Origin of the sequence: Streptomyces lacaronensis (genome assembly GCF_047337785.1) — a bacterium.
In the GTDB taxonomy this organism is placed as follows: Bacteria; Actinomycetota; Actinomycetes; order Streptomycetales; family Streptomycetaceae; genus Streptomyces; species Streptomyces lycopersici.
The window spans coordinates 7,359,431-7,384,585 of the sequence record NZ_JBLHDK010000003.1 but is presented as its reverse complement, the minus strand read 5'-3'; the positions used below and the strand labels follow the sequence as shown (position 1 = coordinate 7,384,585).

Sequence of the window (25,155 nt, the reverse complement as noted above, 5' to 3'; positions counted from 1 at the left end):
GGGGGCATCGAGCATGACGAGTGGTGTTTTCCGGTGCGTCGGGCAGGTTCCTGAGGCGGTCGGCTCAGGGTCTCGACCCCGAAAGCGCCTCCGCGACGAGACTCACAATCGGGCCTTGATGCCCGGCCAAGAAGAAGTGGCCACCGGGGAACACCCGGATGTGACACGTGCCGGTGGTGTGCGACCGCCAGCCTTCCGCCTCCTCGAGGCTGGTCCTGGGGTCGTTGTCGCCGGTCAGAACGGTGATCGGCGAGCGGACGGCGGCGCCGGGCACCGAGCGGTAGGTCTCGATCGCCTTGTAGTCACCGCGAATCGCCGGCATCGCCATGCGCAGGATCTCCTCATTTCCGAGGACGCGGGAATCGGTGCCGCTGAGCAGCTTCATCTCGCGTACGACGCCGTCGTCATCGCGCCGGTGCACATTCTCGTCGCGGTAACGGGACGGCGCCCGGCGGCCCGAGGCGAAGAGGGCGAGCGCGGAGAACTCCGGGTCGGCCTCCTCCAGCCGACGGGCCACCTCGAACGCGAGGACGGCGCCCATGCTGTGCCCGAAGAAGACGACCGGGAGATCGAGCCAGGGCTTCAACTCCGCGGCGATGGCGTCGGCGTACTCGTCGATGTTCTCGATCAGCGGGTCCTGCCGCCGGTCCTGACGCCCCGGATACTGCACGCACAGAACATCGGCGGACGACGAAAGCGCCTGGGACATCGGGAAGAAGAACGACGCCGAACCCCCGGCGTGGGGCAGACAGACCAGACGGGCGCGACTCTCGGGCATCGGATGGAATCGTCGTATCCAGACGCTGTCTTCTCGCTGTGCACCCATGCGTAGGGAAAGTCTTTCACTCGTCAAGCGATATGTGGGGGGACAGACGGCAGAGCGTACCGGGCACGCGCCCGAGGACGCGTCGGCAAGCACTGCCCCTTCATGATTAACACGCCCAATGATGTAGGGGGCACCCCTAGTCTAGGGCGATTCTTCTTGACTGGGGTCACGGGGCGTGCGTGACTGTCGTGCGCTCTTGTTGAGCGCCTCCACCAGATCGTCCAGGGCGTCGACGAGTTGCTCCGCGTCGCGCAGTGCCACCCCCGGACGGTCCCCGGAGTGCCGGCGCCACCGCTCCAGCGACTGGTGCACTGACGACCAGTTGAGCGGCCGCCGCTCCCGTACCGCCTTCACCGCCTCCGGCAGCGCCTGCCGCAGCGCCCCGGCGAAGTCCCCGGCCTCCTCCGAGGGTGGTGCGTCCCGCTCCGGCAGATGTGCCTCCAGCAGCATGGCGACCCGGCCCATCGTGGACAGCGCCGTCTGCGCCGCCCGCGCCGCGGGCCGCGACAGCCCGCGGTGGCGCACCGGTTCCCGGTGCGCCTGGGTCTCGCTCTGCTCCCAGGCCGCCCGTGCCGCGCGGGCGTCCAGCAGGGCGTCCCGCACCTGGCGGGGACGGCGGTCGGCGGGCCGGGCGTAGGCGTCGAAGACGGCGGTGGCGAAGGCGCCGTTGGCGGCCAGCCAGTCCGCGAGCCGGTCCCGCAGCCGCGGTGTCTCCCAGGCGGGGAAGACCGCGTACGCGACCATCGCCAGCACCCCGCCGAGCAGCGTCAGCGCCACCCGCGCCTGCACGGTCTGGTGCCATGCCTCGCCCGCGATGCTGAGCAGGAAGACCACGTACGCGCTCACGCACGCGGAGGTCACGATGAAGCCGGTGCGCAACAGCAGATACATCGACAGGACGGACAGCACGGCCAGCCCGGCGCTCAGATACGAGCCGGGGTGGACCAGCGCCACCACCCCGCCGCCGACCAGCACCCCGGCCAGGGTGCCCAGGAAGCGGGCGACACCGCGGGAGTAGGTCTGGGCGAAGTCCGGCCGCAGGACCATCGTGGAGGTCAGCGGCGCCCAGTAGGAGTGCCCCAGCGGCAGCGTCGTGCTCAGCAGATAGCCGCTGACGCTGACCGCGCACAGCCGCACCGCGTGGCGCAGCACCGGCGAGGACCAGCGGGCCTCGCGGCGGACGGCGCGCAGCGCCATGGCCGCGGTGCCCCCGATACCGGGGCGCGGCAGGAAGCGGTGCACCGTCCGGCCTTCGGCGGACACCTCCTCCACCGGCTCGTCGGACGCCTCCACCACGTCCGCCACCAGTGAGAAGAGCCGCAGCGCGGCACGGCGGGCGGCACCGGTCAGCTTGGGCCCGTCCTCCGGCATCCGCAGGACGGCCATGGCCTCGGAGGGCACCCGCACCGGTGTGCCGTGGCGGATGGCGTGGGCCACCGCGTCCAGCACGGTGGCCGTGGCGGCCAGCAGTTCCCGCACCCGGTCGCGCTCGGGCCCCTCCTCGGGGACGCCGACCACCGGGTCGGCGAGCGAGGCGAGCACCGGGCGTATCCGCTCGGCCAGCAGCCGGTAGCCGCTGAGCTGCCGGGGCCGCCGCCGGGCCTGACGGGGCGTCACGGCGGCGGCACTGCGGGCGTCCATCAGCGGCTTGGGGTCGAAGGGCGCCACCGGCTCATCACGCAGCCTGCGGGCGTAGTCGGCCACGGCGGCGAGCGCGTCGGCGAGGGCGTCGCGCTGCACACCCCACGGCCGCACCGGGAAGAGCACGATCAGCGCGGCCTGCACCACACCGCCGAGCCCGACCAGCAGCGCGTGCCCCAGGGCGCCCGTGACCGAGGTCGGGAGGGTGACCGTGATCAGCATGACGGCCACCATCTGGGTGGAGACCAGCCCGGAGACCGGGCCGACCGCCCACGACATGCCCGTCATCAGCGTCCACACGGCGAGCATGAGGACGAAGGTGAGGGTGTGGGCGGCGGCCAGATAGCCGAGGAAGGTGCTCACCGCGAGACCGCTCGCGGCGGCCAGCGCCAGCCAGGGGCGGGGGCGCCAGCTGCGCTGGAAGGTGGCGATCCCGGCGGAGAAGGCGCCGAAGGCCGCCGAGACGGCGAGCGTCGGCGAACCCAGCCACAGCGCCACCCCGACGACGAGCGCGACGCCGCACGCGCCGCGGACCGCGACCAGTGGTTCGGTCCTGGTGCGCTCGATCGCGAGGCCCGTCCGGGCGGTCTCCTTCAACGCGTGCGACCAGGTCATGCGGCGAGACTACGGGGTGGCCCCGGGAGAACTGAACCATCCGTTCCGGTCCGGGTCACCCGCCGGCGGCCCCTGACGCCTCCCGGGAACGCCCCTCGGCGCCGCCCGGGAACGGCCCCCGGTGCCTCCCGGGAGGGCACCCGCGGGGATCAGTCCCCGGGCGCGCAGTCCACCTGGAGGAGCTGGATCGGCCGGCTGGCGTCGAGGTCCACATAGGCCGTGAAGGACCGGGTCGTCGGCGCCTGGCCCCAGTGGGTGGTGATGGTCGCCCAGCCGACCCGCGCGGACTGGGCCGTGGTCACCTCACCGACCTCGATGTCCTGCGGCTCGTTCTGCGCGCACAGCAGCAGGTCGTAGTCGGGCGTCTGGGCGGCCTCCTCCTTGAGCTGGTCCGAGACCAGGTGCTCCCGCTCCCAGGGGCGCGGGCCGTGGTTGCCGTAGAAGCCCTCCAGGAAGTGGTGGATCTCCTCGGCGGTGTAACGGCCGTTGGGGTCGGTCCGCTCGGTGGCCGAGGCGGGCGACCCGGCGGCCAGGGCGAACCCGAGGCCGAGCGCGGCCACACAGCCGCCGGCCACCGCGGCACGCGAGCGAAGCGCATGAATGGAACGAAGCATGGAAAATCCCCCTGTGTGCGGTCTTGCGCTGATGATTCGCCCCTTAGCCGGGCGAGCACACAAGAAGACCCTTCAGCCCCTCGAATGGTTGCTCAACTGTCCCTGGGACATGAGAACTTCGCATGCGGCCCCCAGTGCGCTATCCGCCCCGCCGGGTTCTGGGTGAACGCGCCGCAGTACAGCACCGGCTCCGAGCCCCGGTCGGTGCGGTGCAGGATCACTACCGGCTTGTCCCGGGGCACCGAGCGGCCCCGCCCGACGTCCAGATAGCCGCTGGCGCCCTGTTTCCGGATCCCGTTGTCGAGGCCGATCTGCACATTGGAGCGCTCCACGTTGTCCGTACTGCGGAAGGCCCGGTTGGCCGCCTCGGCCATCAGCTGCATCGCGTCGTACGCCAGGGCGGCCCGTCCGTCGTCGCGCCACAGGTCATGGGATCCGAAGTCCCTCGCGTAGTCGGCGTTGAACTTCTTGGCGATGTCGCTCAGCCGCGGATGGCCCGCGGGCAGCACATGGACGGTGTGGTACAGCCGCAGCCAGGGCCGGTCCGCGTACTCACCGGCGAGGGCGGCGGTGGTGAGGTCATTGCCGCCCAGCACCGTGAGCTTCCTGCCCTCACACGCCGTGTTGTCCCCGAAGTCGTCGAGGAACGCGCTGAACTGGAGGGCGCGGGAGGCCCAGTAGACGACCGTCCGGGGGTTGGCGGAGATCCGCTCGCACACCGCGTCGGCCAGCTCGCCGATGCTCTCCTTACGGGCGACACCGTCCTTCGGCGGCTGCCCCTGGGCGAGACCGCCGCCCCGGCCGCCCGGGGTGTACTCCAGGGTGAACGGCCGGGCGCCGAACCGCTCGGCGAACAGCGTCCCTATCTCGTCGCTGTACAGATCCCGGGGGTCCTTGACGACCACGGCGGCGCGGGCCGGGGAGCAGCGCCCGGTGCCGTCGTCCATGATGTTGCCCCGGTGGGCGAAGTCGGCCTCGACCGCCGCCTCGCGGCTGTTGGTGGGCGCCACCCTGCGGTAGTACCCGTCCACCTGCATCAGATCCGCCGTGGCCGTGGTGCCCACGACGGGGATCCGCGCGGCGCCCAGGATGCGCACGGCGTCCTGGGTCTGCTTCAGGCTCTTGGAGAAGCCCACCACCCCGATGATCCCGGAGCCCTTCTCACGGGCGTCCTCGGCGACCTGGCGGGCGATGCGCGGTGCGCCCGCGAAGTTCGCCCCCGCGTTACGGCTGTCGACGCGCAGCCAGACCTTCTGGGAGTCGTTGCTCGCCTCGTCGTTCAGCGCGCGCTGGGCCAGGGCGATACCGCGCAGCTCGGGCACCGCCGCGTTGTACCGCTGGCCCTCCTGGTCGGCGGCCACGTCCGAGCCGATGTGCACCACCGTACGGGCGGTGCCGCCGTGGTCCGCGACCTCGCGGTCCACCCGTGCGTTCTCCTCGCGGATCAGCCGCCGGGCGTCCTCGTACTGCTTCCGCGGCGAGTCCGCGCTCAGCTCGGGGCGGCCCGCGACGACCTCGCTGGACGCCCCGCCCAGACAGCCGCGGTCCGGCTCGTCCGTGATCCGGTCGACCAGCCACACACCCGGCGCGCTCAGCAGGGCCGCCACCACGGCCCCGGTCAGGGCCAGCTCGGCGGCCGGGCCGAGCCGGAAGGCCCGCGGCGAGACGGGGTCGAGGTCCAGCGCCTCCGACTCCGGTACGGGCTCGGGCAGCGCGGCCCGCAGCGGCCGGGGCGCCCGCGACGGCATCCCGCTCGCGCCGCGCAGCCGGGCGGCCGCCCGGCCCAGCCCGCCGGTCTCCCCCTCGGTCACACCGCCTGGCCGGGACGCACCCTCCGGGGGCTCACCCCCGGGGGACGCCGGGGCCACCGCCACCACCACGACCGCCGCGCACCGGGTGTCCCGGGCGGCCGCTCCGTACCGCTCCAGGAAGCGCTCCCCGGCCGCCGCGCCCGCGGCGTCCTCCGGCAGCTCCAGCAGAAAGACGCACCGGGTGCGCCTCCGACGCCGCCAGGGCGAGATCCGGCCCAGCCGCGCCGCGCGCCGCAGATCCGACAGCAGCGCGCGCAGCAGCAGCTCCTCCCACCGGCCGACCGCCGCCTCCCCGTCCCGCGCGCGCTCGGCGCGCACCAGCCGCGCGGCGTTCTCGAAGAACTTCTCGGCGGTGCGGCCATGGCTGATGCGCCGCCAGTCCGCGTACCAGCCGCTCCGGGTGGAGCGCAGCAGCCGACGGGTCCGGCGCCGCCCCCACCACCAGCGCGGCAGCAGCTGGAAGAGGGGCCGCACCAGCAGCCGGCGCAGCTCCGCGATCCAGCCCGGCCCCGCCGTGCTCCCCGACCCGCCGTCACCGCCTTCGCCGCCGAACGTCCACAACGCCCGCAGCAGCGGCCCGCGTTTGAGCCGCTGTGCGTAAGCGTGGTCGCGCAGCGTGTCGCCGTCCGGCTCGGCGGCCCGCGGGTCCAGCGCCTGCTCGACGATGTCCCGCATCAGGTGGAAGTCGGTGAGCCGCAGGCCGCCGGTGCGGCGGGGCACATCGACGCACAGCTCCCGGCCGAGGTCCAGCGTCAGCGGCCGCCGCCCGGCGGCGGCGCGGACCTCATCGGGGCCCAGCGCCGCGTACGGCACCCGCTTGGCACCGTCCGGATTGAGCATCCGGCGCAGCCCCCGCATCGCCCGGTGGGCGCGGCCCGGCGCCCCCTCGCCGCTCGCGAGCAGCAGCACGGGCGGCAGCAGATCCCGCGCCTTGGCCTTTCGGTCCCGAGGCACCACGGCGCCCTTGAACGCCTCGATGAACTCCTCGGTCCCTTCCCCCTCCGTGAATCCAGGCACGTCGGCTCCCCCGCTTTCCCCCGGCTTCCCGTGCTTGTTGCGCCTGGGATCCCCGCCCGTCACAACGGCGAAACCCCCTGCCGGACCGGGTCCGGCAGGGGGCGGGGAAACCACTCAAACGTGCGAATCACACGTCACATACGCCTCAGTGGTTCCGCGGCTACGCCTCGGCGCTTCTTCGTCCACGCCTCAGTGGTTCTTCGGGAAGCCGAGGTTGATGCCGACCTCCTCCGACGGCTCAGGCCAGCGAGTGGTGACGACCTTGCCGCGGGTGTAGAAGTGCACCCCGTCGTTGCCGTAGATGTGGTGGTCGCCGAAGAGCGAGTCCTTCCAGCCGCCGAAGGAGTGGTAGCCCACCGGCACCGGGATCGGCACGTTGACGCCGACCATGCCCGCCTCCACCTCCAGCTGGAAGCGGCGGGCGGCGCCGCCGTCGCGGGTGAAGATGGCCGTGCCGTTGCCCCACTGCGAGCTGTTGATCAGCGCGATGGCCTCGTCGTAGGTCTCGGCGCGTACCACGCACAGCACCGGGCCGAAGATCTCGTCACGGTAGGCGTCGGCCGTCGGCGGGACCCGGTCCAGCAGCGAGACGCCGATGAAGAAGCCGTTCTCATGGCCCTCCACGGTGTACCCCGTGCCGTCCACGACCACCTCGGCGCCCTGGGCCGCGGCCCCGTGCACATAGGAGGCGACCTTGTCGCGGTGCTCCTTGGTGATGAGCGGGCCCATTTCGGAGGCCGGGTCGTTCCCGGGGCCGATCCGCAAACGGGCGGCCCGGTCGGCGATCTTCTTCACCAGTTCGTCGCCCGCGTCGCCGACCGCGACCACGACGGAGACCGCCATGCAGCGCTCACCGGCCGAGCCGTAGGCCGCGTTGATGGCGTTGTCCGCCGCGAAGTCCAGATCGGCGTCGGGCAGCACCAGCATGTGGTTCTTGGCGCCGCCGAGCGCCTGCACCCGCTTGCCGTGCTCGACGGCCCTGGACTGGATGTACTTCGCGATCGGGGTCGAGCCCACGAAGCTGACGGCCGCGACGTCCGGGTGCTCCAGCAGCCGGTCGACGGCCACCTTGTCGCCGTTGACCACGTTGAGCACCCCGTCCGGCAGCCCCGCCTCGGAGGCCAGCTCGGCCAGCCGGCGGGAGGCCGAGGGGTCCTTCTCGCTGGGCTTGAGGACGAAGGTGTTACCGCAGGCGATGGCCACCGGGAACATCCACAGCGGCACCATCGCCGGGAAGTTGAACGGCGTGATGCCCGCGACCACACCCAGCGGCTGGCGGATCGAGGAGACGTCGACCCCGGTGGAGACCTGGGTGGACAGCTCGCCCTTCAGCTTCTCGGCGATTCCGCAGGCCAGCTCCACGATCTCCAGACCACGGGCCACCTCGCCGAGCGCGTCCGAGTGGACCTTGCCGTGCTCGGCGGTGATCAGCTCGGCGATCTCGTCGCGGTGGGCGTCCAGCAGTTCGCGGTACTTGTAGAGGATCGCGGTGCGCTTGGACAGCGAAACGGTGCCCCAGGAGCGGTACGCCTCCTTGGCCGCGGCCACGGCGGCGTCGACCTCGTCCACGGAGGCCAGGGCGACCTGGGTGTTCTGGGCGCCGGTGGCGGGGTTGTAGACCGGTCCGTACGCGCCGGTCGCGCCCTCGACGGTCTTTCCGCCGATCCAGTGGTTGACGGTCTTCATGGGTGCGGAGCCTTTCTCTAGAAAAACGTCAGAGGTGGCGGCGGCGTGCGGCGGCCTGCCGGTCGTAGTCCTCGCGGGCCTTCACGGCGGCCGGACGGGTCGCGGTCTGGGCGACAGGCACATCCCACCACGCCTGTGCCTCGGGTGCGCCGGACACTGTGTCGGCCGTTTCGGTCTCCACATAGACACATGTGGGCCGGTCCGAGGCGCGGGCCTCGGCGAGCGCCTCCCGCAGCTCGCCCACGCTCTCCGCGCGCAGCACGTCCATGCCCAGCGAGGCGGCGTTGGCGGCCAGGTCGACCGGGAGCGGATCGCCGGTGTACTGCCCGTCGGCAGCCCGGAAGCGGTAGGCGGTGCCGAAGCGCTCGGCGCCGGTCGTCTCCGACAGACCGCCGATCGAGGCATAGCCGTGGTTCTGGAGCAGCACGACGTTGATGTTGATGCCCTCCTGGACCGCGGTGACGATCTCGGTGGGCATCATCAGATACGTACCGTCGCCGACCAGCGCCCAGACCGGGGTGCCGGGCGCCGCGAGCCGGACGCCGATGGCGCCGGGGATCTCGTATCCCATGCAGGAGTAGCCGTATTCGAGGTGGTACTGGCGCGGGGAGCGGGCGCGCCACAGCTTGTGGAGGTCGCCCGGCAGCGAGCCCGCCGCGTTGATCACCACGTCCTCGTCGCCGACGACCGCGTCCAGCGCGCCCAGGACCTGGGTCTGGGACGGGCGGGCGGTCTCGTCCTCGGCGGCGTACGCGGCGTCCACCCGGCGCTCCCACGCGGTCTTCCCGGTGCGGTACTCGGCCTCGTACATCTCGTCCACCCGGTGGCCCGCCAGCTCGGCGGTGAGCGCTTCGAGCGCGGCGCGGGCGTCGGCGACCACGGTGGTGGCCCCGAGCTTATGGGCGTCGAACGGCGTGATGTTGAGGTTGAGGAAGCGGACGGCCGGGTCCGCGAACAGGGTCGCGGAGGCGGTGGTGAAGTCGCTGTAGCGGGTGCCCACGCCGATGACCAGGTCGGCGGTGCGGGCGAGGTCGTCCGCGACGGCGGTGCCGGTGTGGCCGATGCCGCCGATGTCGGCGGGGTGGTCGTAGCGCAGCGAGCCCTTGCCCGCCTGGGTGGAGGCCACCGGGATGCCGGTCGCGTCCACGAGGGCCCGCAAGCTGTCCTCGGCCTCGCTGTGGTGGACCCCGCCGCCCGCGACGATCAGCGGCCGCCGGGCGGCGCGGACGGTCCGCGCGGCGGCGGCCACCTCGGCCGCCTCGGGAACGGGCCGGCGCACATGCCAGACCCGGTCGGCGAAGAACTCCCCGGGCCAGTCGAACGCCTCGGCCTGGACGTCCTGCGGCAGGGCCAGGGTGACGGCGCCGGTCTCGGCCGGGTCCGCCAGCACCCGCATGGCCTGGAGCGCGGCCGGGATCAGCGCCTCGGGGCGCATCACCCGGTCGAAGTAGCGGGAGACCGGGCGCAGCGCGTCGTTCACCGAGATGTCGCCCGCGTACGCCACTTCGAGCTGCTGGAGCACCGGGTCGGCGGGCCGGGTGGCGAAGATGTCGCCGGGCAGCAGCAGCACCGGCAGCCGGTTGACGGTGGCGAGCGCGGCACCGGTGACCAGGTTGGTGGCGCCGGGGCCGATGGAGGTGGTGACGGCCTGGGCGGCGAGCCGGTTGTTCTGCCGGGCGTAGCCGACCGCGGCGTGCACCATCGCCTGTTCGTTACGGCCCTGGAGGTACGGCATGGTGTCCGGCCCGGACTCCAGCAGCGCCTGGCCGAGCCCGGCCACATTGCCATGGCCGAAGATCCCCCAGGTGGCGTTGATCAGGCGATGCCGTTGCCCGTCCCGCTCGGTGTACTGGTGGGCCAGGAACTCCACCAGCGCCTGGGCGACGGTGAGGCGGCGCACTGCCGAACCGTTCATCGTGGGTCTCCAGCGGGTGCTTGATAGAGGGGCAGACGGGGGTCGACGGGCTGGTCCGGCCAGGTGGAGCGGATCCAGGCGTGATCGGGGTGGTCGCAGATGAGCCAGGCGCGCTCCGCCTCCGGGCCCGCCATGACATTGAGGTAGTACATGTCATGCCCAGGGGCGGCGATGGAGGGGCCGTGCCAGCCGTCGGGGATCAGGACGGTGTCACCGGAGCGGACCTCGGCGAGCACATCGGTGCCGCGGCCGTGGCCGGACGGGGAGACCCGCTGATAGCCGACGCCCTCGTTGCCGTGGGCCTCGGCGATCTCGAAGTAGTAGATCTCCTCGAGCTCGCTCTCCTCGCCGGGGCGGCACTGGTCGTGCTTGTGCGGCGGGTACGAGGACCAGTTGCCGCCCGGGGTGAGCACCTCGACGGCGATCAGCTTGTCGCACTCGAAACCGCCAGCTGACTTTCCGCCTCCGGCGGGGGCGGCGGCGCCGAAGTTGTTGACCTGGCGCGAGCAGTTGCCGCTGCCGCGCAGCTCGACGGGGACGGCGGAGGCCGGTCCGTAACGCGCGGGCAGCCGGCGCTCGCAGCGGGCGCCGGTGAGCGCGAAGCGGCCGCCCGCGCCGCTGGCGATCTGAGCGTGGGAGTCGCGCGGCAGATAGACGAAGTCGCTCACCCCGCTGAACACGCTCTCCCGGCCGTGCAGTTCGAACGTCTCGCCCTCGGCGATCACGGTGCAGCCGCCGCTCAGCGGCAGCACGATCCACTCGCTGTCCCCGGTGGCCAGCGAATGCGAACCGCCGGGCGGCAGATCGAGGACCCGCAGGCTGGAGTAGCCCCAGCCGGCCCGCTCGGGGTCGATGTCCACGGCGTAGGGGCCGTCGGCCGCCTTACCGGCCTGCACATGGAAGCCGGGGAACGGATCGGTGGTGGTCATGGCGTGAAGTCTCTGCCTTTCTTACAGCGTCACAGCAGGCCGACGGCGGTGTCCACGGCGGTCTCGACACTGCCCTCCGCCGGATAGAGCAGGGAGCGGCCGACGACCAGTCCCTGCACGGTGGGCAGGCCCAGCGCCTTGCGCCACTTCTCGTACGCCTCCTCCTGGTCCTGCGGAGACTTGCCCACGTCGCCGCCGAGCAACACCGCCGGAAGGGTGCTCGTCTCCATCACCGCCGCCATCTCGTCGGCGTCGTCGGTGACCGGCACCTTCAGCCAGGTGTAGGCGGAGGTTCCGGCCAGGCCGGAGGCGATGGCTATGGACTTGGTGACGGCCTCGGCGGACAGGTCGTTGACGACCTTTCCGCCCGTCCGCCGGGAGATGAACGGCTCGACGAAGACGGGCAGCCGCCGCTCGGCCATGTCGTCGATGGCGCGGGCCGTGGTGACCATGGTGGTCAGCGAACCGGCGTCCTCGTAGTCGATGCGCAGCAGCAGCTTGCCGGCGTCGAAGCGGAGGCGCTCGATGTCCTGGGGGCGGTGTCCGGTGAACCGGTCGTCGAGCTCGAACGAGGCCCCGGCGAGGCCGCCGCGGTTCATCGAGCCCATGACGACCTTGCCGTCGAGGGCGCCGAGCAGCAGCAGATCCTCGAGGATGTCGGCGGTGGCGAGCACCCCGTCGACCCCGGGCCGGGACAGCGCCACACACAGCCGCTCCAGCAGTTCGACCCGGTTGGCCATGGCCAGCTTGTGGCCGCCGACGGCGAGGGCGCCGCGCGCCGGGTGATCGGCGGCCACGATCATCAGTCGGCCGCTGTCACCGATGAGCGGGCGGCGGACCCGGCGGGCGGCCGCCTCGGCGATGGCCTCCGGGTGGCGGCTGCGCACCGTCACGAGGTCGGAAACGCTGATACTCAAGGGATTTCCTCTCTTTTCGAGGCTCGGTTCGCCTCCGGGGCGCCTGAGTCGCTGTCGACGGTCGACGTGCTCGGTCGCTCGTTCCTCGCTCCCTGCCCGCGACTCCCTTTCGACAGCGACGCGCCCCTTCGGCTCACTCGCCGGCCGGACGGAGACACCCGTAACAATGGGCACCCAGCGGCCTCCCCACTGGGCCCCGGGGTCAGCCTCCACCGAGCAGAACCTCGACCTCCGCTTCCGTGGGCATCGCGGAGGAGCAGGCGAGTCGGGACGCGACGATGGCGCCCGCCGCGTTGGCGTACCGCATCACGCGCTCCAGGGGCCAGCCCGAGAGCAGCCCGTGGCACAGGGCGCCGCCGAACGCGTCGCCCGCGCCGAGCCCGTTGACCACCTCGACCGGGACCGGCGGGACCTCCGCGGTGGTGCCGTCGCGGTGCACGGCGAGCACCCCGCGCGGGCCCTGTTTGACGACGGCGATCTCCACGCCCGCGTCCAGCAGCGCCTGCGCGCACGCCTTGGGCTCGCGCGCACCCGTGGCGATCTCGCACTCGTCCACGTTGCCGACGGCGACGGTGGCGTGGCGCAGCGCCTCGGCGTAGAAGGGGCGGGCGGTCTCCGGATCGGCCCAGAACATCGGCCGCCAGTCGAGGTCGAAGACGGTGGTGCCGCTCTTGGCGCGGGCGGCGAGCGCGGCGAGGGTGCTGGTGCGGCTGGGCTCCTCGCTGAGCCCGGTGCCGGTCATCCAGAAGATCCGGGCGGCGCGGATGGCGTCGAGGTCCAGCTCATCGGAGTGGATCTCCAGATCGGGCGCCTTGGGACGGCGGTAGAAGTACAGCGGGAAGTCGTCCGGCGGGAAGATCTCGCAGAAGGTGATCGGAGTGGGGTACTCCTCGACCGGGGTGACGAAGCGGTCGTCCACCCCGAAGGCCCGCAACTCCTGGTGGATGTAGTCGCCGAACGGATCCGCCCCGGTGCGGCTGATCACCGCGGAGCGGTGGCCGAAGCGGGCCGCGGAGACCGCGACATTGGTCGCCGAGCCGCCGAGGAACTTTCCGAACGATTCAACCTGCGGCAGTGGCACACCGGTCTGCAGTGGATAGAGGTCCACTCCGATGCGGCCCATCGTGATCAGGTCGTGCGGCTCACTCATGCCTGCCCCTTCGGGAAAGACGCAGCTCAGGGTCTGGTACTCAGAACTCCGGGATCCATCCCGGCCCCTCAGGTCTAGACGTGTGCCCCGCCCACTGTCAAGACTTTGTCCTTACATACGGACGTAATCATCCGGGCCCACGGGTCGCGTTATCGCCTCGTTACGTCCAGATGAAATGTTGTCATGACAAAGTCTTGACAGTGGCCACCCGCGGGGAGAGGCTCCCGTTCTGCAACGGCCGTGCAAATCCGACGGACCTGGCTTTGAGAGGTGCTGGAACGAATGGACCTCAGACTCAATCGACACCGCAGAGCGGGCCTCGCCGCACTCGCCACCGCAGCCGCCCTTCTGGCGGCGGGCTGCAGCAGTCAGGGTGGCAAGAAGGCCCAGGAAGCCGACGCCGGCCTCGCGGCCGGCAAGGCGGACACCCCGCGGATGAGGATCGCGATGATCACCCACGCCGCCCCGGGCGACACCTTCTGGGACACGGTGCGCAAGGGCGCCAAGGCCGCGGCGGCCAAGGACAACGTGGACCTCGTCTACTCCAGCAACCCCAACGGAGCCGACCAGGCCAACCTGATCCAGAACGCGATCAACCAGAAGGTCGACGGCATCGCCGTCACCCTCGCCAAGCCCGACGCCATGAAGGGTGCGATAGCCAAGGCGAAGAAGGCCGGGATCCCGGTCGTCGCCTTCAATGCCGGACTCGACCAGTGGAAGGACATGGGTCTGCTGGAGTACTTCGGCCAGGACGAGAACATCGCGGGCCAGGCGTTCGGCAAGCACCTCAACGAGATCGGCGCCAAGCACGACATCTGTGTGATCCAGGAGCAGGGCCATGTCGCCCTCGAGGCCCGCTGCGCGGGCGTGAAGAAGACCTTCAAGGGCAAGACCGACATCCTCTACGTCAACGGAACCGACATGCCGTCGGTCAAGTCGACGATTTCCGCGAAGCTCAAGCAGGATTCGAGCATCGACTATGTCGTCACCCTGGGTGCCCCATTCGCCCTGACCGCCGTGCAGTCCGCGAAGGACGCCGGCGACAAGGCCAAGGTGGCCACCTTCGACCTCAACAAGGACCTGGTCTCGGCCGTGCAGAGCGGCGATGTCCAGTTCGCCGTCGACCAGCAGCCGTACCTCCAGGGCTATCTGTCCATCGACTCCCTGTGGCTCTACAAGAACAACGGCAACTTCAGCGGCGGCGGCGAGCAGCCCGTGCTGACCGGGCCCGCGTTCGTCACCAAGGACAACGTGGACACCATCGCCAAGTTCGCCCAGAAGGGAACGCGGTGAGCCGGTCATGACCCATACCGCCACCCCGGCGGCCGCCACCCCGCCCGCCTCCCCCGCGGTCCCACCCAAGAGCCGCACCGCCGAGCGCTCGCTGGCCCGGCGGGCGCTGGCCCGCCCCGAGATCGGGGCGCTGGTCGCGGCCGTCGGCGTCTACCTCTTCTTCTTCGCCGTGGCCCCCACCTTCCGGCAGGCCGACTCCTTCGCCACCGTCCTCTACCAGGCGTCCACCATGGGCATCATGGCGCTGGCCGTCTCCCTGCTGATGATCGGCGGTGAGTTCGACCTGTCGGCCGGAGTCGCCGTCACCTCCTCGGCGCTGGCCGCGAGCATGCTCAGCTTCCAGCTCACCACCAATGTCTGGGTGGGTGTGCTCGTCGCCCTGCTGGTCTCGCTCACCGTGGGGCTGATCAACGGACTGCTGCTGATCAAGACCGGGCTGCCCAGCTTCCTGGTCACCCTCGCCAGCTTCCTGATGCTCCAGGGCGCCAACCTGGCCATCACCAAGCTGCTGACCGGCAATGTCGCCACCGACTCCATCAGCGACATGGACGGCTTCGACCAGGCCAAGTCGCTCTTCGCCTCCGAGATCGACGTCTTGGGCGTCGATGTGAAGATCACCGTGCTGTGGTGGCTGATCTTCGCCGCCATCGCCACCTGGGTGCTGCTGCGCACCAAGTTCGGCAACTGGATCTTCGCGGCCGGTGGCTCGAAGGAGAGCGCCCGCGCCGTGGGCGTACCCGTGAACCTCACCAAGATCGCCCTCTTTATGACGGTGGGCTTCGCGGCCTGGTTCGTGGGCATGCATCTGCTCTTCGAGTACAACACCGTGCAGGCCGGCGAGGGCGTGGGCAACGAGTTCTACTACATCATCGCGGCCGTGATCGGCGGCTGCCTGCTGACCGGCGGCTATGGCTCCGCGATCGGCGCGGTCCTCGGCGCCTTCATCTTCGGCATGGTCAACCAGGGCATCGTCTACGCCAACTGGAACCCCGACTGGTTCAAGTTCTTCGTCGGCGTGATGCTGCTGCTCGCGACCCTCGTCAATCTGTGGGTGCGCCGTCAGGCCGCCAGGAGGTGATCGGAATGGCAACGAACGTCACCAAGGACAGCGCCGCACAGGCTCCCGCACCGGACGAGGAGCCGGTGATCCGGCTGCGGGGCGTGGGCAAGCTCTACGGGAACATCCGCGCCCTGGAGGGCATCGACCTGGCCGTCCGGCCGGGCCGGGTGACCTGTGTACTCGGCGACAACGGCGCCGGCAAGTCCACCCTGATCAAGATCATCTCGGGGCTGCACCAGCATGACGAGGGCGAATACCTCGTGGACGGCAAGCCGGTGCGGCTGAACACCCCGCGCGACGCCCTGAACCTGGGCATCGCCACCGTCTACCAGGACCTGGCCACCGTGCCGCTGATGCCGGTGTGGCGGAACTTCTTCCTCGGCTCCGAGCTGACCCGTGGCCCATGGCCGGTGCGGCGGCTGGACATCGAGCGGATGAAGCAGATCACCGGCGAGGAGCTGTCCGCCATGGGCATCCACCTCGACAACCTGGAGCAGCCCATCGGCACCCTCTCCGGCGGCCAGCGGCAGTCCGTGGCCATCGCCCGGGCGGTCCACTTCGGCGCCCGGGTGCTGATCCTGGACGAACCGACCGCGGCGCTCGGCGTCAAGCAGTCCGGTGTGGTGCTCAAGTACATCGCGGCGGCGCGCGAGCGCGGGCTCGGCGTCATCTTCATCACCCACAACCCGCACCACGCCTATATGGTCGGCGACCACTTCGCGGTACTCCGGCTCGGCGCCCTGGAGCTGAACGCGGCGCGCGAGGACGTCAGCCTCGAAGAGCTCACCAACCATATGGCCGGCGGTGCCGAACTGGCCGCGCTCAAGCATGAGCTGGCCCAGGTCCGCGGGGTCGATGTGGACGAGCTGCCGGAGGAGGTGGCCGCCCCTTCCTCCTGACGGACCCCACCCGACGGACGTCATTCTTCCGACGTCTTTCCCCTCCCCTTTCCCTGACAAGACGTCCGAATGTCCTGACGAAGTCTTGACGGCCGCCCGCCCGGCCGGTGAAGCTGCCCAAAACAGTACGACGCGGGCACCCCAGCACACCGAGGAGACCCTCTGCCATGACTGCCGACGCCTCCCCCGTACCCGCCCTGGACCGCATCCGGGTCGGCTCGGCCCCCGACTCCTGGGGGGTGTGGTTCCCCGACGACGATCAGCAGGTCCCCTGGCAGCGCTTCCTCGACGAGGTCACCGAGGCCGGTTACGAGTGGATCGAGCTGGGTCCGTACGGCTATCTGCCCACGGACCCGGCCCGGCTCACCGAGGAGACCGGCCGGCGCGGCCTCACGGTCTCCGCGGGCACCGTCTTCACCTCGCTGCACCGCGGCCCCGAGGTCTGGGACGCCACCTGGGAGCATGTCTCCCAGGTCGCCGAGCTGACCCGGGCGATGAACGCCAAGCACCTCGTGGTCATCCCCTCCTTCTGGCGGGACGACAAGACCGCCGAGCTGATCGAGCCCCCGAAGCTCACCGCGGAGCAGTGGCGCCATCTGTCCACCGGGATGGAGCGGCTCGGCCGTGAGGTGCGGGAGCGCTTCGGGCTCGACATCGTCGTCCACCCGCATGCCGACACCCATATCGACACCGAGGAGAACGTCGCCCGCTTCCTGGACGCCACCGACGCAGACCTGGTCAACCTCTGCCTGGACACCGGCCACTACGCCTACTGCGGCGGCGACAGCGTCAAGCTGATCGAGACCTACGGCGAGCGCATCGGCTATCTCCACCTCAAGCAGGTCGACCCGGAGATCCTCGCCGATGTGGTCAAGAACGAGGTGCCGTTCGGCCCCGCCGTCCAGCGCGGTGTGATGTGCGAACCGCCCAACGGCGTTCCGGAGCTGGGCCCGGTCCTGACCGCGGCCCAGAACCTGGATGTGGATCTGTTCGCCATCGTCGAGCAGGACATGTACCCCTGCCCGCCCGGCCAGCCCTTCCCCATCGCCGAGCGCACCCGGCGCTTCCTGCGCTCCTGCGGCGCCTGACCGCTCCCTTTTCGCCCCACGGGCCTTCACCCACGCGCCTTCGAACCGTCCAGAGAGCAGAGAGAGAAGAGAGAGCAGTCTATGACCCAGCAGGGAACGCTCGGGGTCGCCGTCATCGGGACCGGCAAGATGGGCGCCGACCATGTCCGCCGCATCAACGACGTGATCAGCGGCGCCCGGGTGGCCGCCGTGGTCGACATCGACGAGGCGCGGGCCAAGGCGGTCGCCGACACCGCCGACGGCTGTCAGGCGTTCACCGACCCGGCCGCCGCGATGGCCGCGCCCGGCGTGGACGCGGTGCTGATCGCCTCGCCGGGGCCCGCGCACGAGGCCGCGCTGCTCAGCGCGTTCGAGCGCGATCTGCCGGTGCTGTGCGAGAAGCCGCTCACCCCGGACTCCGCGTCCGCGCTGCGGGTGCTGGAGGCCGAGCAGCGGCTGGGCCACCGCCGGGTGCAGGTGGGCTTCATGCGCCGCTACGACACCGAGTTCATGAAGCTCAAGACGCTGCTGGCCGGGGGTGAGCTGGGCCGCCCGCTGCTGCTGCACTGCCGCCACCGCAATGCCTCGGTGCACTCGTACTTCACCAACGAGATGATGATCACCGACTCGGTGGTGCATGAGATGGACCAGTCGCGCTGGCTGCTGGAGCAGGAGATCGCCGCGGTCACCGTGCTCAAGCCGACCCCCAGCTCGCTGTCGCCCGAGCCGCTCAGCGACCCCCAGCTGGTGGTCTTCGAGACCACCAGCGGAGCGATCGTCAATGTGGAGATCTTCGCCACCTGCGGCTTCGGCTACCAGGTGCAGGCGGAGGCGGTGTGCGAGCGGGGCACCGCCCGCGTCGGCGACGCCCACGGGATGCTGGTCAACCGGCCCGGCACCTGGGGCGGGGAGATCGCCCCCGACTTCGTGGCCCGCTTCGAGGAGGCGTACGACCGCGAGGTGCAGAGCTGGGTCAACGCCACCCGGCGCGGGGAGGTCGAGGGCCCCAGCGCCTGGGACGGCTATGCCGCGACCGCCGTCAGCGAGGCGGGGGTCCGGGCCCAGGCCACGGGTCGGCGCACCGCCGTCGAGATGATCGAGCGCCCCGCCTTCTACAGCTGACGCCCCTCTCCAGCCGACGCCCCCTCTCCAGCTGACGCCCAGCGGGCCGGCCGTGACCCCCTGACCTTACGGCCGGCCCGCTGTGGTCATGGCGCCCGAGTCTCGTCCGGTGCGTCACCTGTGCGTCACAGGGGTCACATCTCCACACGCCTCTGTCACAGGTGTTCAACAGCCCCGGGCCGCCCTTCACTCAGCGTCGTTGACCGGGCACAGGCTGATGGCATGTGAGCAGGCGCGCCGTGGCTCCCCCGACGGCCCCACCGGGCCGTGACCGCGACGCCCTGCGGAAGGGCATAAGAGATGACCGACCGGAGGCTGTGGTCGTACAAGGAGATCGCCGCGCATATCGGTGTGCGGACCGACACCGTACGGTCCTACCGCAAGCACGGTCTGCTGCCGCCCCCCGATCATGTGGAGGGCGCCAAGCCGTATTGGTACGCGGATACGATCCGCTCCTGGGTGGTCCGCAGACCCGGCAACCGCCGCGCCCGGCGTGATGGCGAGGACTAGCGGTGCGGCCACCACGTCCGTGTGAGCCGTCAGCGGCCCGTGCTCACCCGGTCCCGCGCCTTCTTCCCCTCTCCCTGAACCCCCTCCTCGTCATGTGCCCCGTCCTCTGCGTGAGGCCCGCCCTTGCCGCGGCACCGGCGATCGTCGGCCTTGCCGCCGGTGGCGGCATCCGTGCCGGAGTCCCCGCGGCGTTCGGCGGGAGTGGATTCCCCCTCGCTCAGCCCGAACCGGGTGTGCAGCCGGCGCAGCGGGCCCGGGGCCCACCAGGTGGCCCGGCCGGTCAGCTTCATCACCGCCGGCACCAGCAGCCCGCGCACCACCATCGCGTCCATCAGCACGGCCAGGGCGATACCCAGCCCCAGCATCTTGGTGTTGGTGACCCGCGAGGTGCCGATACCCACCATCACCACGGCGAGGATCAGCGCCGCCGCCGTGATCAGGCCGCCGGTGCGCCGCAGCCCGAACTCCACCGCCGCCCGATGGTCCCCGGTGCGGTCGTACTCCTCCTTGATCCGGGAGAGCAGGAAGACCCCGTAGTCCATGGAGAGTCCGAAGGCGACGCAGAACATCAGGACGGGCAGGGTGGTCTCGATATCGCCGGAGGTGGTGAAGGAGAGCGGGCCGGACAGATGCCCGTCCTGGAAGACCCACACCACCGCGCCGAACATCGCCGTCAGACTGAGCGCGTTCAGCAGCACGGCCTGAATCGGTATCAGCACGCTTCCGGTGAGCAGGAAGACCAGCAGCAGGGTGACGGCGACGATGATGGCCGCGGCCCAGGGCAGCCGGTCGGCTATGGAGTCCTTGGTGTCCACCAGGACGGCGGCGGTGCCGGTCGCCGAGGTGGTGAACGGCGGCTCCTGGGCGCGAATCGTCCGCACCAGATCCTGGCTGGCGGCGTCCACGGCCTCGCCCCTGGGCTGCACGGTGATCTGCGCCGAGCCATCGGACAGCCGCGCCGCCTCCGCCGGCCCCGGCCCGGCCACCCGCCGCCCATCGGCGAACCGGCCCGCCGGACTGTCCACCCGCAGCACCTGGGGGAGGGCGGAGACCTTGGCGCTGTAGTCGGCGAGGGCCTTGCTGCCCGTGCCGCCGCCCTCGGCGAGGACCTCCACCGCGCCCCCGGGACCGCCGGGGAACCCCTCCCGGATGTGCTGCTGCACCACATGGGACTCGGCGCTCGACGGCAGCTGGCGGTCGTCCGCGGTGCCGAACTCCACTCTCAGGAACGGCAGTCCCAGCGCGACCAGACCGGCGACGGTGGCCAGCGCGAACACCGGGGCCCGCCGCATCACCAGCCGTGCGAGCCGCGCCCAGCCCGCTCCCGGCTCCCCGCCCCGGGCCGGGCGGCCACGGCGCAGCAGCCGGGTGAGATCCAGTGCGTTGACCCGGTCGCCCAGGAGGATGAGCGCCGCGGGCAGGACCACCAGGGCCGCGGTGGCGGCGATCAGCACCACCGCGATCCCCGCATAGGCGAAGGAGCGCAGGAAGTACTGCGGGAAGACCAGCATGGCGGCGAGCGAGGCGGCGACGGTCAGCGCCGAGAAGAGCACGGTGCGCCCGGCGGTGCGCAGCGTGGCCGCGACGGCGGGCAGCTTCTCCGCGCCCCGCCCCAGCTCCTCGCGGAAGCGGCGCACGATGAACAGGGCATAGTCGATGGCGAGTCCGAGGCCGAGCGCGGTGGTCAGGTTCTGCGCGAAGACCGAGACATCGGTGAATTCGGTGAGCCCGCGCAGCACCGCGTCGGTGCCGAGGATCGCGATGATGCCGACGCCGAGCGGCAGCAGGGCGGCCACGGCGCTGCCGAAGACCATCACGAGCAGCACCAGAGTGATGGGCAGGGCGATCATCTCGGCCCGCAGCAGATCCTCCTGGATGGTGGACTGCAGCTCATGGCGGACCGCGACCATCCCGCCGACCCGCACCTCGACCGGGCCATGGGCGCCCCGGTAGTGGGGCGCTATGCGCTCCAGCGCCTTGCCCGCGGCCGACTCATCGCCCAGGATCCGCGCGGCGATGATCGCCTCCCCCCGGTCCCGGGCGCGAAGCGAGGGCGCGCCGGTGGCCCAGTACGAGGTGACCCCGGTGACCGCCTTCTCGTCCGAGAGCTTCTTGGCCAGTGACCGGGCCTCGGCGGCGACGGCCGGATCGTCCACGGTCCTCTTACCGCTGTCGACGAGCAGGATCAGATTGGGCTGGGAGGCGGGGAAGCGCTTCTCGAGCGCCTTGGTGGCATACGCGGACTCGGACGCGGGGTCCTCCCAGCCGCCGCTTCCCATCCGGTCGGCGACCCCACTCCCGGCTACGACGGCCAGCGCGGTGAAGATCAAAGCGATCAGCAGGGACAGCCGAGGACGCGCCGTGACCAGGCGGGTCCACCCTCCGATCCGGTCCTCGGGTGGGCGGTTGACATCGGTCATGGCGAGGTGTCCCCTTCACCTGTGCCCCATGCCGCCACCAAATGTCCGTAGGCGGCACGGGTCGCTGATTACCATGGGCGGTAAACACGAGCGACCGCTCGCGTTTCTCAAGAATGCGAGCGGGCGCTCGTGTTTGTCAATCGAACACGGAGAGCCGGGGAAAACAGGTGAGCGAGAGCAAGGCGGACCAGCCCGACGAGACGGCGAAGCCGCGCCGCAGACAGGCGCGCGGCGAGCGCCGGATCCAGCAGCTGCTCGACGCCGCCGCGAGCGTCTTCTGCCGCACCGGCTACACCTCCGCGAGCACCAACGCCATCGCCCGCGAGGCCGGGGTCTCCCCCGGCACGCTGTACCAGTTCTTCCCGAACAAGGAGGCCATCGCCGTCGAGCTCGGCGAGCGCCTCAACCGCCGGATGCTGGAGACCCACGGGGTGGTCTTCACCCTGCGGAACGCCGCGCTGCCGCTGCGCGAACTGCTCGACGCGGTCCTCGATCCGATGATCGAGTTCAACTGTGCGAACCCCGCCTTCCTGACCCTGCTCCAGTCCTCCGACGCACCGGGCCACTTCCTCGAGGAGCACGCCGCCCTGCACGACTCGATCCAGGACCGCATCGACGAGCTGATCGGCGTCCGCAACCCCGACCTCTCCCCCGAACGCCGCGCCCACACCGCGAACATGGCGTTCGCCCTGTTCAAGGCCGGACTGGGGCTGATCCTCGGCCATGAGGGCGCGGAACGGGAGGCGTACGTCGCGGAGTTGAAGACCGCCCTGTACGGCTATCTCGCCCCGGTGCTCGGCACCGAGGGAGTCCCCGCCCAGCCCTGACCCCCGCGCCACACCTCGTCACCCACCCCTCCCGGCCCCGGGCCGCTGAGGGGTGCGCGCGGGTGCGCCGCACCCGTCACCGACCGGCGCACCACCGGCTTCCATCCATACCCCCTAGGGGTATAGAGTGGGGATTGCCAGGAGACGCTGAGGCATTCCGGTGCCTCCTGGGCACCTACCGTCACGCTCACCCACACAGGAGAACCCCATGAGCTCCGAGGCAGTCACCACCGTCTACAAGGTGACCGGTATGACCTGCGGCCACTGCGAAGGCGCCGTCACCGAGGAGATCGGCGCCCTCGACGGCGTCACCTCCGTCAAGGCCGTGGCGTCCACCGGCCAGGTCACCGTGGTCTCGGCCGCCCCGCTGGACGACGAGAGCGTCCGCGCCGCCGTGGACGAGGCGGGCTACGAGCTCGCCGGCCGGGCCTGAGCGAGCCCCCACCGAACCCCCGCCGGGCCGTGCCGCCCTGCTCATACAGTCGCCGTACGGCCCGGCCCTCCTCCCAGGAGACCAGACATGACCAGCACGGCATCCCCCGCCGGGCCCGCCGCCGACACCACGGCGACGACCGGCGGGCCCTCGCAGGTCGAGCTCGCCATCGGCGGGATGACCTGTGCGTCCTGCGCCGCCCGTGTCGAGAAGAAGCTCAACCGCCTCGACGGCGTCACCGCCACGGTGAACTTCGCCACCGAGAAGGCCAAGGTGTCCTACGGCGAAGGGATCGAGGTCGCCGACCTGATCGACACCGTCGTCAAGACCGGGTACACCGCCGAGGCACCGCGCCCAGCCGTGCCCGGGCCCCGCGCCCCCGAGGACGCCGCCGCACCGGAGGCCGACCCGCGCGGCGAGGGCGCGCCGGACTCCCTGCGCCACCGCATGCTCGTCTCCCTCGCACTATCCCTGCCCGTCGTGGTGCTGGCGATGGTGCCGTCCCTCCAGTTCGACAACTGGCAGTGGCTGTCGCTCACCCTCGCCGCGCCGGTCGTCGTCTGGGGCGGCGCGCCCTTCCACAAGGCCGCCTGGACGAACGCCCGGCACGGCGCGGCCACCATGGACACCCTCGTCTCCATCGGCACCCTGGCGGCCCTCGGCTGGTCCGCGTGGGCGCTGTTCTTCGGCCACGCGGGCATGCCCGGTATGCGGCACGGCTTCGACCTCACCGTCTCCCGCACCGACGGCTCGTCCTCGATCTACCTGGAGGCGGCGGCCGGAGTGACCGCGCTGATCCTCCTCGGCCGCCATCTGGAGGCCAAGTCCAAGCGGCGGGCGGGCGCGGCGCTGCGCGCGCTGCTGGAGCTCGGCGCCAAGGACGTGGCCGTGCTGCGCGGCGGGCGTGAGGTACGGATCCCCGTCGGCGAGCTGGCCGTCGGCGACCGCTTCGTGGTGCGCCCCGGCGAGAAGATCGCCACCGACGGCACGGTGGTCGAGGGCTCCTCCGCCGTGGACGCCTCGATGCTGACCGGCGAGTCGGTGCCGGTGGACGTGGAGGTCGGCGACGCGGTGGCGGGCGCGACCGTCAACGCGTCGGGCCGGATCGTGGTCGAGGCCACCCGGGTCGGCGCGGACACCCAGCTGTCCCGCATGGCCAAGCTGGTCGAGGACGCGCAGAACGGCAAGGCCGAGGTGCAGCGGCTCGCCGACAGGGTCTCGGGGATCTTCGTACCGATCGTGCTGCTGATCGCCGTCGGCACCCTGCTGGGCTGGCTGCTCACCACGGGCGACACGGCCGCCGCCTTCACCGCGGCCGTCGCCGTCCTGATCATCGCCTGCCCGTGCGCCCTGGGCCTGGCCACCCCGACCGCGCTCATGGTCGGCACCGGCCGCGGGGCCCAGCTGGGCATCCTGATCAAGGGGCCCGAGGTGCTGGAGTCCACGCGCCGGGTGGACACCGTCGTCCTGGACAAGACCGGCACGGTGACGGCCGGGCAGATGCGGCTGCGCGGGGCCATCACGGCGCCCGGCGTGGACGAGCGGGAGCTGCTACGGCTCGCGGGCGCCCTGGAGCACGCCTCCGAGCACCCGATCGCACGGGCCATCGCGGACGGCGCGGCCGAGCGGATCGGTGACCTCCCGGCGCCCGTGGACTTCCACTCCGAGCCCGGCCTCGGCGTCCAGGGCACGGTGGACGGCCACGCGGTGCTGGTCGGCCGCGAGAAGCTGCTCGGCGCCTGGGCCATCGAGCTGCCCGAAGACCTCGTGGCCGCCAAGGCGGCGGCCGAGTCGGAGGGGCGGACGGCGGTCGCGGTGGCCTGGGACGGCGAGGCGCGCGGCGTCCTCCTGGTGGCCGACGCCGTCAAGGAGACCAGCGCCGAGGCGGTCGCCCAGCTGCGGGCGCTCGGCCTCACCCCGATCCTGCTGACCGGCGACAACCGGCTGGTCGCCGAGGCGGTGGCCCGCGAGGTCGGCATCGACGACGTCATCGCCGAGGTGCTGCCGCAGGACAAGGTGGACGTGGTGAAGCGGCTACAAGACGAGGGCCGTACGGTCGCCATGGTGGGCGACGGGGTCAACGACGCGGCCGCCCTCGCCACCGCCGACCTGGGGCTCGCGATGGGCACGGGCACGGACGCGGCCATCGAATCCGGGGATCTGACCCTGGTCCGGGGCGATCTGCGGGTGGCGGCGGACGCGATCCGGCTGGCCCGCAGGACCCTCGGCACCATCAAGGGCAATCTCTTCTGGGCCTTCGGCTACAACGTCGCCGCGCTGCCGCTCGCGGCGGCCGGACTGCTGAACCCGATGATCGCGGGAGCCGCGATGGCGTTCTCGTCCGTGTTCGTGGTGACGAACAGTCTGCGACTGCGGACCTTCACAGCATCCACATAGATTCAC

Annotated in this window: 19 protein-coding genes; 9 read left to right on the top strand and 10 right to left on the bottom strand. The window is 71.4% G+C overall.

Going from position 1 to position 25,155, the window contains the following annotated elements; all coding sequences use genetic code 11:
- Positions 1-64: 64 nt before the first annotated feature.
- From ACMTAK_RS32140 to iolC, 9 genes are all read right to left on the bottom strand, one after another.
- Positions 65-826, bottom strand: a complete 762-nt coding sequence (locus ACMTAK_RS32140; protein ID WP_413809403.1) for a thioesterase II family protein — start codon at positions 824-826, stop codon at positions 65-67.
- Positions 827-967: 141 nt separating this feature from the next.
- A complete protein-coding gene (locus ACMTAK_RS32135; RefSeq protein ID WP_413809402.1) occupies positions 968-3,082 on the bottom strand; it encodes an FUSC family protein in 2,115 nt (704 codons plus the stop codon).
- 149 nt (positions 3,083-3,231) lie between these two features.
- Entirely contained in the window at positions 3,232-3,696 is a 465-nt protein-coding gene (locus ACMTAK_RS32130) for a hypothetical protein (RefSeq protein ID WP_413809401.1), read from the bottom strand.
- Between the two features lie 92 nt (positions 3,697-3,788).
- Positions 3,789-6,524 carry a hypothetical protein gene (locus tag ACMTAK_RS32125; protein ID WP_413809400.1) on the bottom strand — a complete coding sequence of 912 codons (2,736 nt, stop codon included), beginning with the start codon at positions 6,522-6,524 and terminating at the stop codon, positions 3,789-3,791.
- 189 nt (positions 6,525-6,713) lie between these two features.
- Entirely contained in the window at positions 6,714-8,210 is a 1,497-nt protein-coding gene (locus tag ACMTAK_RS32120) for a CoA-acylating methylmalonate-semialdehyde dehydrogenase (protein ID WP_413809399.1), read from the bottom strand.
- Between the two features lie 28 nt (positions 8,211-8,238).
- Positions 8,239-10,125 carry a 3D-(3,5/4)-trihydroxycyclohexane-1,2-dione acylhydrolase (decyclizing) gene (gene iolD, locus ACMTAK_RS32115; protein ID WP_413809398.1) on the bottom strand — a complete coding sequence of 629 codons (1,887 nt, stop codon included), beginning with the start codon at positions 10,123-10,125 and terminating at the stop codon, positions 8,239-8,241.
- Entirely contained in the window at positions 10,122-11,054 is a 933-nt protein-coding gene (gene iolB / locus ACMTAK_RS32110) for a 5-deoxy-glucuronate isomerase (protein ID WP_413809397.1), read from the bottom strand. The genes iolD and iolB overlap by 4 nt, the downstream gene beginning before the upstream one ends.
- Positions 11,055-11,083: 29 nt before the next feature.
- The gene (locus ACMTAK_RS32105) at positions 11,084-11,971 is read right to left on the bottom strand and encodes a Cgl0159 family (beta/alpha)8-fold protein (RefSeq protein ID WP_044575027.1); all 888 of its coding nucleotides are present in this window, start codon (positions 11,969-11,971) and stop codon (positions 11,084-11,086) included.
- Between the two features lie 202 nt (positions 11,972-12,173).
- Positions 12,174-13,121 carry a 5-dehydro-2-deoxygluconokinase gene (iolC, locus tag ACMTAK_RS32100; protein WP_413809396.1) on the bottom strand — a complete coding sequence of 316 codons (948 nt, stop codon included), beginning with the start codon at positions 13,119-13,121 and terminating at the stop codon, positions 12,174-12,176.
- 282 nt (positions 13,122-13,403) lie between these two features.
- Here iolC and ACMTAK_RS32095 point away from each other — a divergent pair, with 282 nt between their 5' ends.
- The 6 genes from ACMTAK_RS32095 (at position 13,404) to ACMTAK_RS32070 (ending at position 19,072) form a co-directional block, all read left to right on the top strand.
- Entirely contained in the window at positions 13,404-14,414 is a 1,011-nt protein-coding gene (locus ACMTAK_RS32095) for a substrate-binding domain-containing protein (RefSeq protein ID WP_262699651.1), read from the top strand.
- Positions 14,415-14,421: 7 nt separating this feature from the next.
- Positions 14,422-15,492: an ABC transporter permease gene (locus ACMTAK_RS32090; protein ID WP_413809395.1), complete on the top strand. Its 1,071-nt coding sequence runs from the start codon at positions 14,422-14,424 to the stop codon at positions 15,490-15,492.
- A gap of 5 nt (positions 15,493-15,497) precedes the next feature.
- Positions 15,498-16,373 carry an ATP-binding cassette domain-containing protein gene (locus ACMTAK_RS32085; protein WP_413809394.1) on the top strand — a complete coding sequence of 292 codons (876 nt, stop codon included), beginning with the start codon at positions 15,498-15,500 and terminating at the stop codon, positions 16,371-16,373.
- A 167-nt stretch (positions 16,374-16,540) separates the two neighbouring features.
- Positions 16,541-17,461 carry a sugar phosphate isomerase/epimerase family protein gene (locus ACMTAK_RS32080; RefSeq protein ID WP_262699654.1) on the top strand — a complete coding sequence of 307 codons (921 nt, stop codon included), beginning with the start codon at positions 16,541-16,543 and terminating at the stop codon, positions 17,459-17,461.
- Between the two features lie 81 nt (positions 17,462-17,542).
- Positions 17,543-18,562: a Gfo/Idh/MocA family protein gene (locus ACMTAK_RS32075; RefSeq protein WP_413809393.1), complete on the top strand. Its 1,020-nt coding sequence runs from the start codon at positions 17,543-17,545 to the stop codon at positions 18,560-18,562.
- Positions 18,563-18,862: 300 nt separating this feature from the next.
- Positions 18,863-19,072: a helix-turn-helix transcriptional regulator gene (locus tag ACMTAK_RS32070; RefSeq protein ID WP_413809392.1), complete on the top strand. Its 210-nt coding sequence runs from the start codon at positions 18,863-18,865 to the stop codon at positions 19,070-19,072.
- Between the two features lie 29 nt (positions 19,073-19,101).
- On the opposite strand, the gene ACMTAK_RS32065 is transcribed toward ACMTAK_RS32070, so the two are convergent.
- Positions 19,102-21,492 carry an MMPL family transporter gene (locus ACMTAK_RS32065; protein WP_413809391.1) on the bottom strand — a complete coding sequence of 797 codons (2,391 nt, stop codon included), beginning with the start codon at positions 21,490-21,492 and terminating at the stop codon, positions 19,102-19,104.
- A gap of 167 nt (positions 21,493-21,659) precedes the next feature.
- On the opposite strand from ACMTAK_RS32065, the gene ACMTAK_RS32060 reads away from it, so the two are divergent.
- The 3 genes from ACMTAK_RS32060 to ACMTAK_RS32050 all read left to right on the top strand — a co-directional run bounded on the left by ACMTAK_RS32060 (position 21,660) and on the right by ACMTAK_RS32050 (position 25,149).
- A complete protein-coding gene (locus tag ACMTAK_RS32060) occupies positions 21,660-22,319 on the top strand; it encodes a TetR family transcriptional regulator (protein WP_413809390.1) in 660 nt (219 codons plus the stop codon).
- A 208-nt stretch (positions 22,320-22,527) separates the two neighbouring features.
- Positions 22,528-22,752, top strand: coding sequence for a heavy-metal-associated domain-containing protein (locus tag ACMTAK_RS32055; RefSeq protein ID WP_262699658.1), 225 nt, complete (start codon positions 22,528-22,530; stop codon positions 22,750-22,752).
- An 87-nt stretch (positions 22,753-22,839) separates the two neighbouring features.
- Positions 22,840-25,149, top strand: a complete 2,310-nt coding sequence (locus ACMTAK_RS32050; RefSeq protein ID WP_413809389.1) for a heavy metal translocating P-type ATPase — start codon at positions 22,840-22,842, stop codon at positions 25,147-25,149.
- Positions 25,150-25,155 lie beyond the last annotated feature (6 nt).

Coding starts and splice junctions, on each gene's coding strand:
- ACMTAK_RS32140 (WP_413809403.1), bottom strand. CDS start 826: ATGGGTGCACAGCGAGAAGACAGCGTCTGGATACGACGATTCCATCCG.
- ACMTAK_RS32135 (WP_413809402.1), bottom strand. CDS start 3,082: ATGACCTGGTCGCACGCGTTGAAGGAGACCGCCCGGACGGGCCTCGCG.
- ACMTAK_RS32130 (WP_413809401.1), bottom strand. CDS start 3,696: ATGCTTCGTTCCATTCATGCGCTTCGCTCGCGTGCCGCGGTGGCCGGC.
- ACMTAK_RS32120 (WP_413809399.1), bottom strand. CDS start 8,210: ATGAAGACCGTCAACCACTGGATCGGCGGAAAGACCGTCGAGGGCGCG.
- iolD (WP_413809398.1), bottom strand. CDS start 10,125: ATGAACGGTTCGGCAGTGCGCCGCCTCACCGTCGCCCAGGCGCTGGTG.
- iolB (WP_413809397.1), bottom strand. CDS start 11,054: ATGACCACCACCGATCCGTTCCCCGGCTTCCATGTGCAGGCCGGTAAG.
- iolC (WP_413809396.1), bottom strand. CDS start 13,121: ATGAGTGAGCCGCACGACCTGATCACGATGGGCCGCATCGGAGTGGAC.
- ACMTAK_RS32095 (WP_262699651.1), top strand. CDS start 13,404: ATGGACCTCAGACTCAATCGACACCGCAGAGCGGGCCTCGCCGCACTC.
- ACMTAK_RS32090 (WP_413809395.1), top strand. CDS start 14,422: ATGACCCATACCGCCACCCCGGCGGCCGCCACCCCGCCCGCCTCCCCC.
- ACMTAK_RS32085 (WP_413809394.1), top strand. CDS start 15,498: ATGGCAACGAACGTCACCAAGGACAGCGCCGCACAGGCTCCCGCACCG.
- ACMTAK_RS32080 (WP_262699654.1), top strand. CDS start 16,541: ATGACTGCCGACGCCTCCCCCGTACCCGCCCTGGACCGCATCCGGGTC.
- ACMTAK_RS32075 (WP_413809393.1), top strand. CDS start 17,543: ATGACCCAGCAGGGAACGCTCGGGGTCGCCGTCATCGGGACCGGCAAG.
- ACMTAK_RS32070 (WP_413809392.1), top strand. CDS start 18,863: ATGACCGACCGGAGGCTGTGGTCGTACAAGGAGATCGCCGCGCATATC.
- ACMTAK_RS32065 (WP_413809391.1), bottom strand. CDS start 21,492: ATGACCGATGTCAACCGCCCACCCGAGGACCGGATCGGAGGGTGGACC.
- ACMTAK_RS32055 (WP_262699658.1), top strand. CDS start 22,528: ATGAGCTCCGAGGCAGTCACCACCGTCTACAAGGTGACCGGTATGACC.
- ACMTAK_RS32050 (WP_413809389.1), top strand. CDS start 22,840: ATGACCAGCACGGCATCCCCCGCCGGGCCCGCCGCCGACACCACGGCG.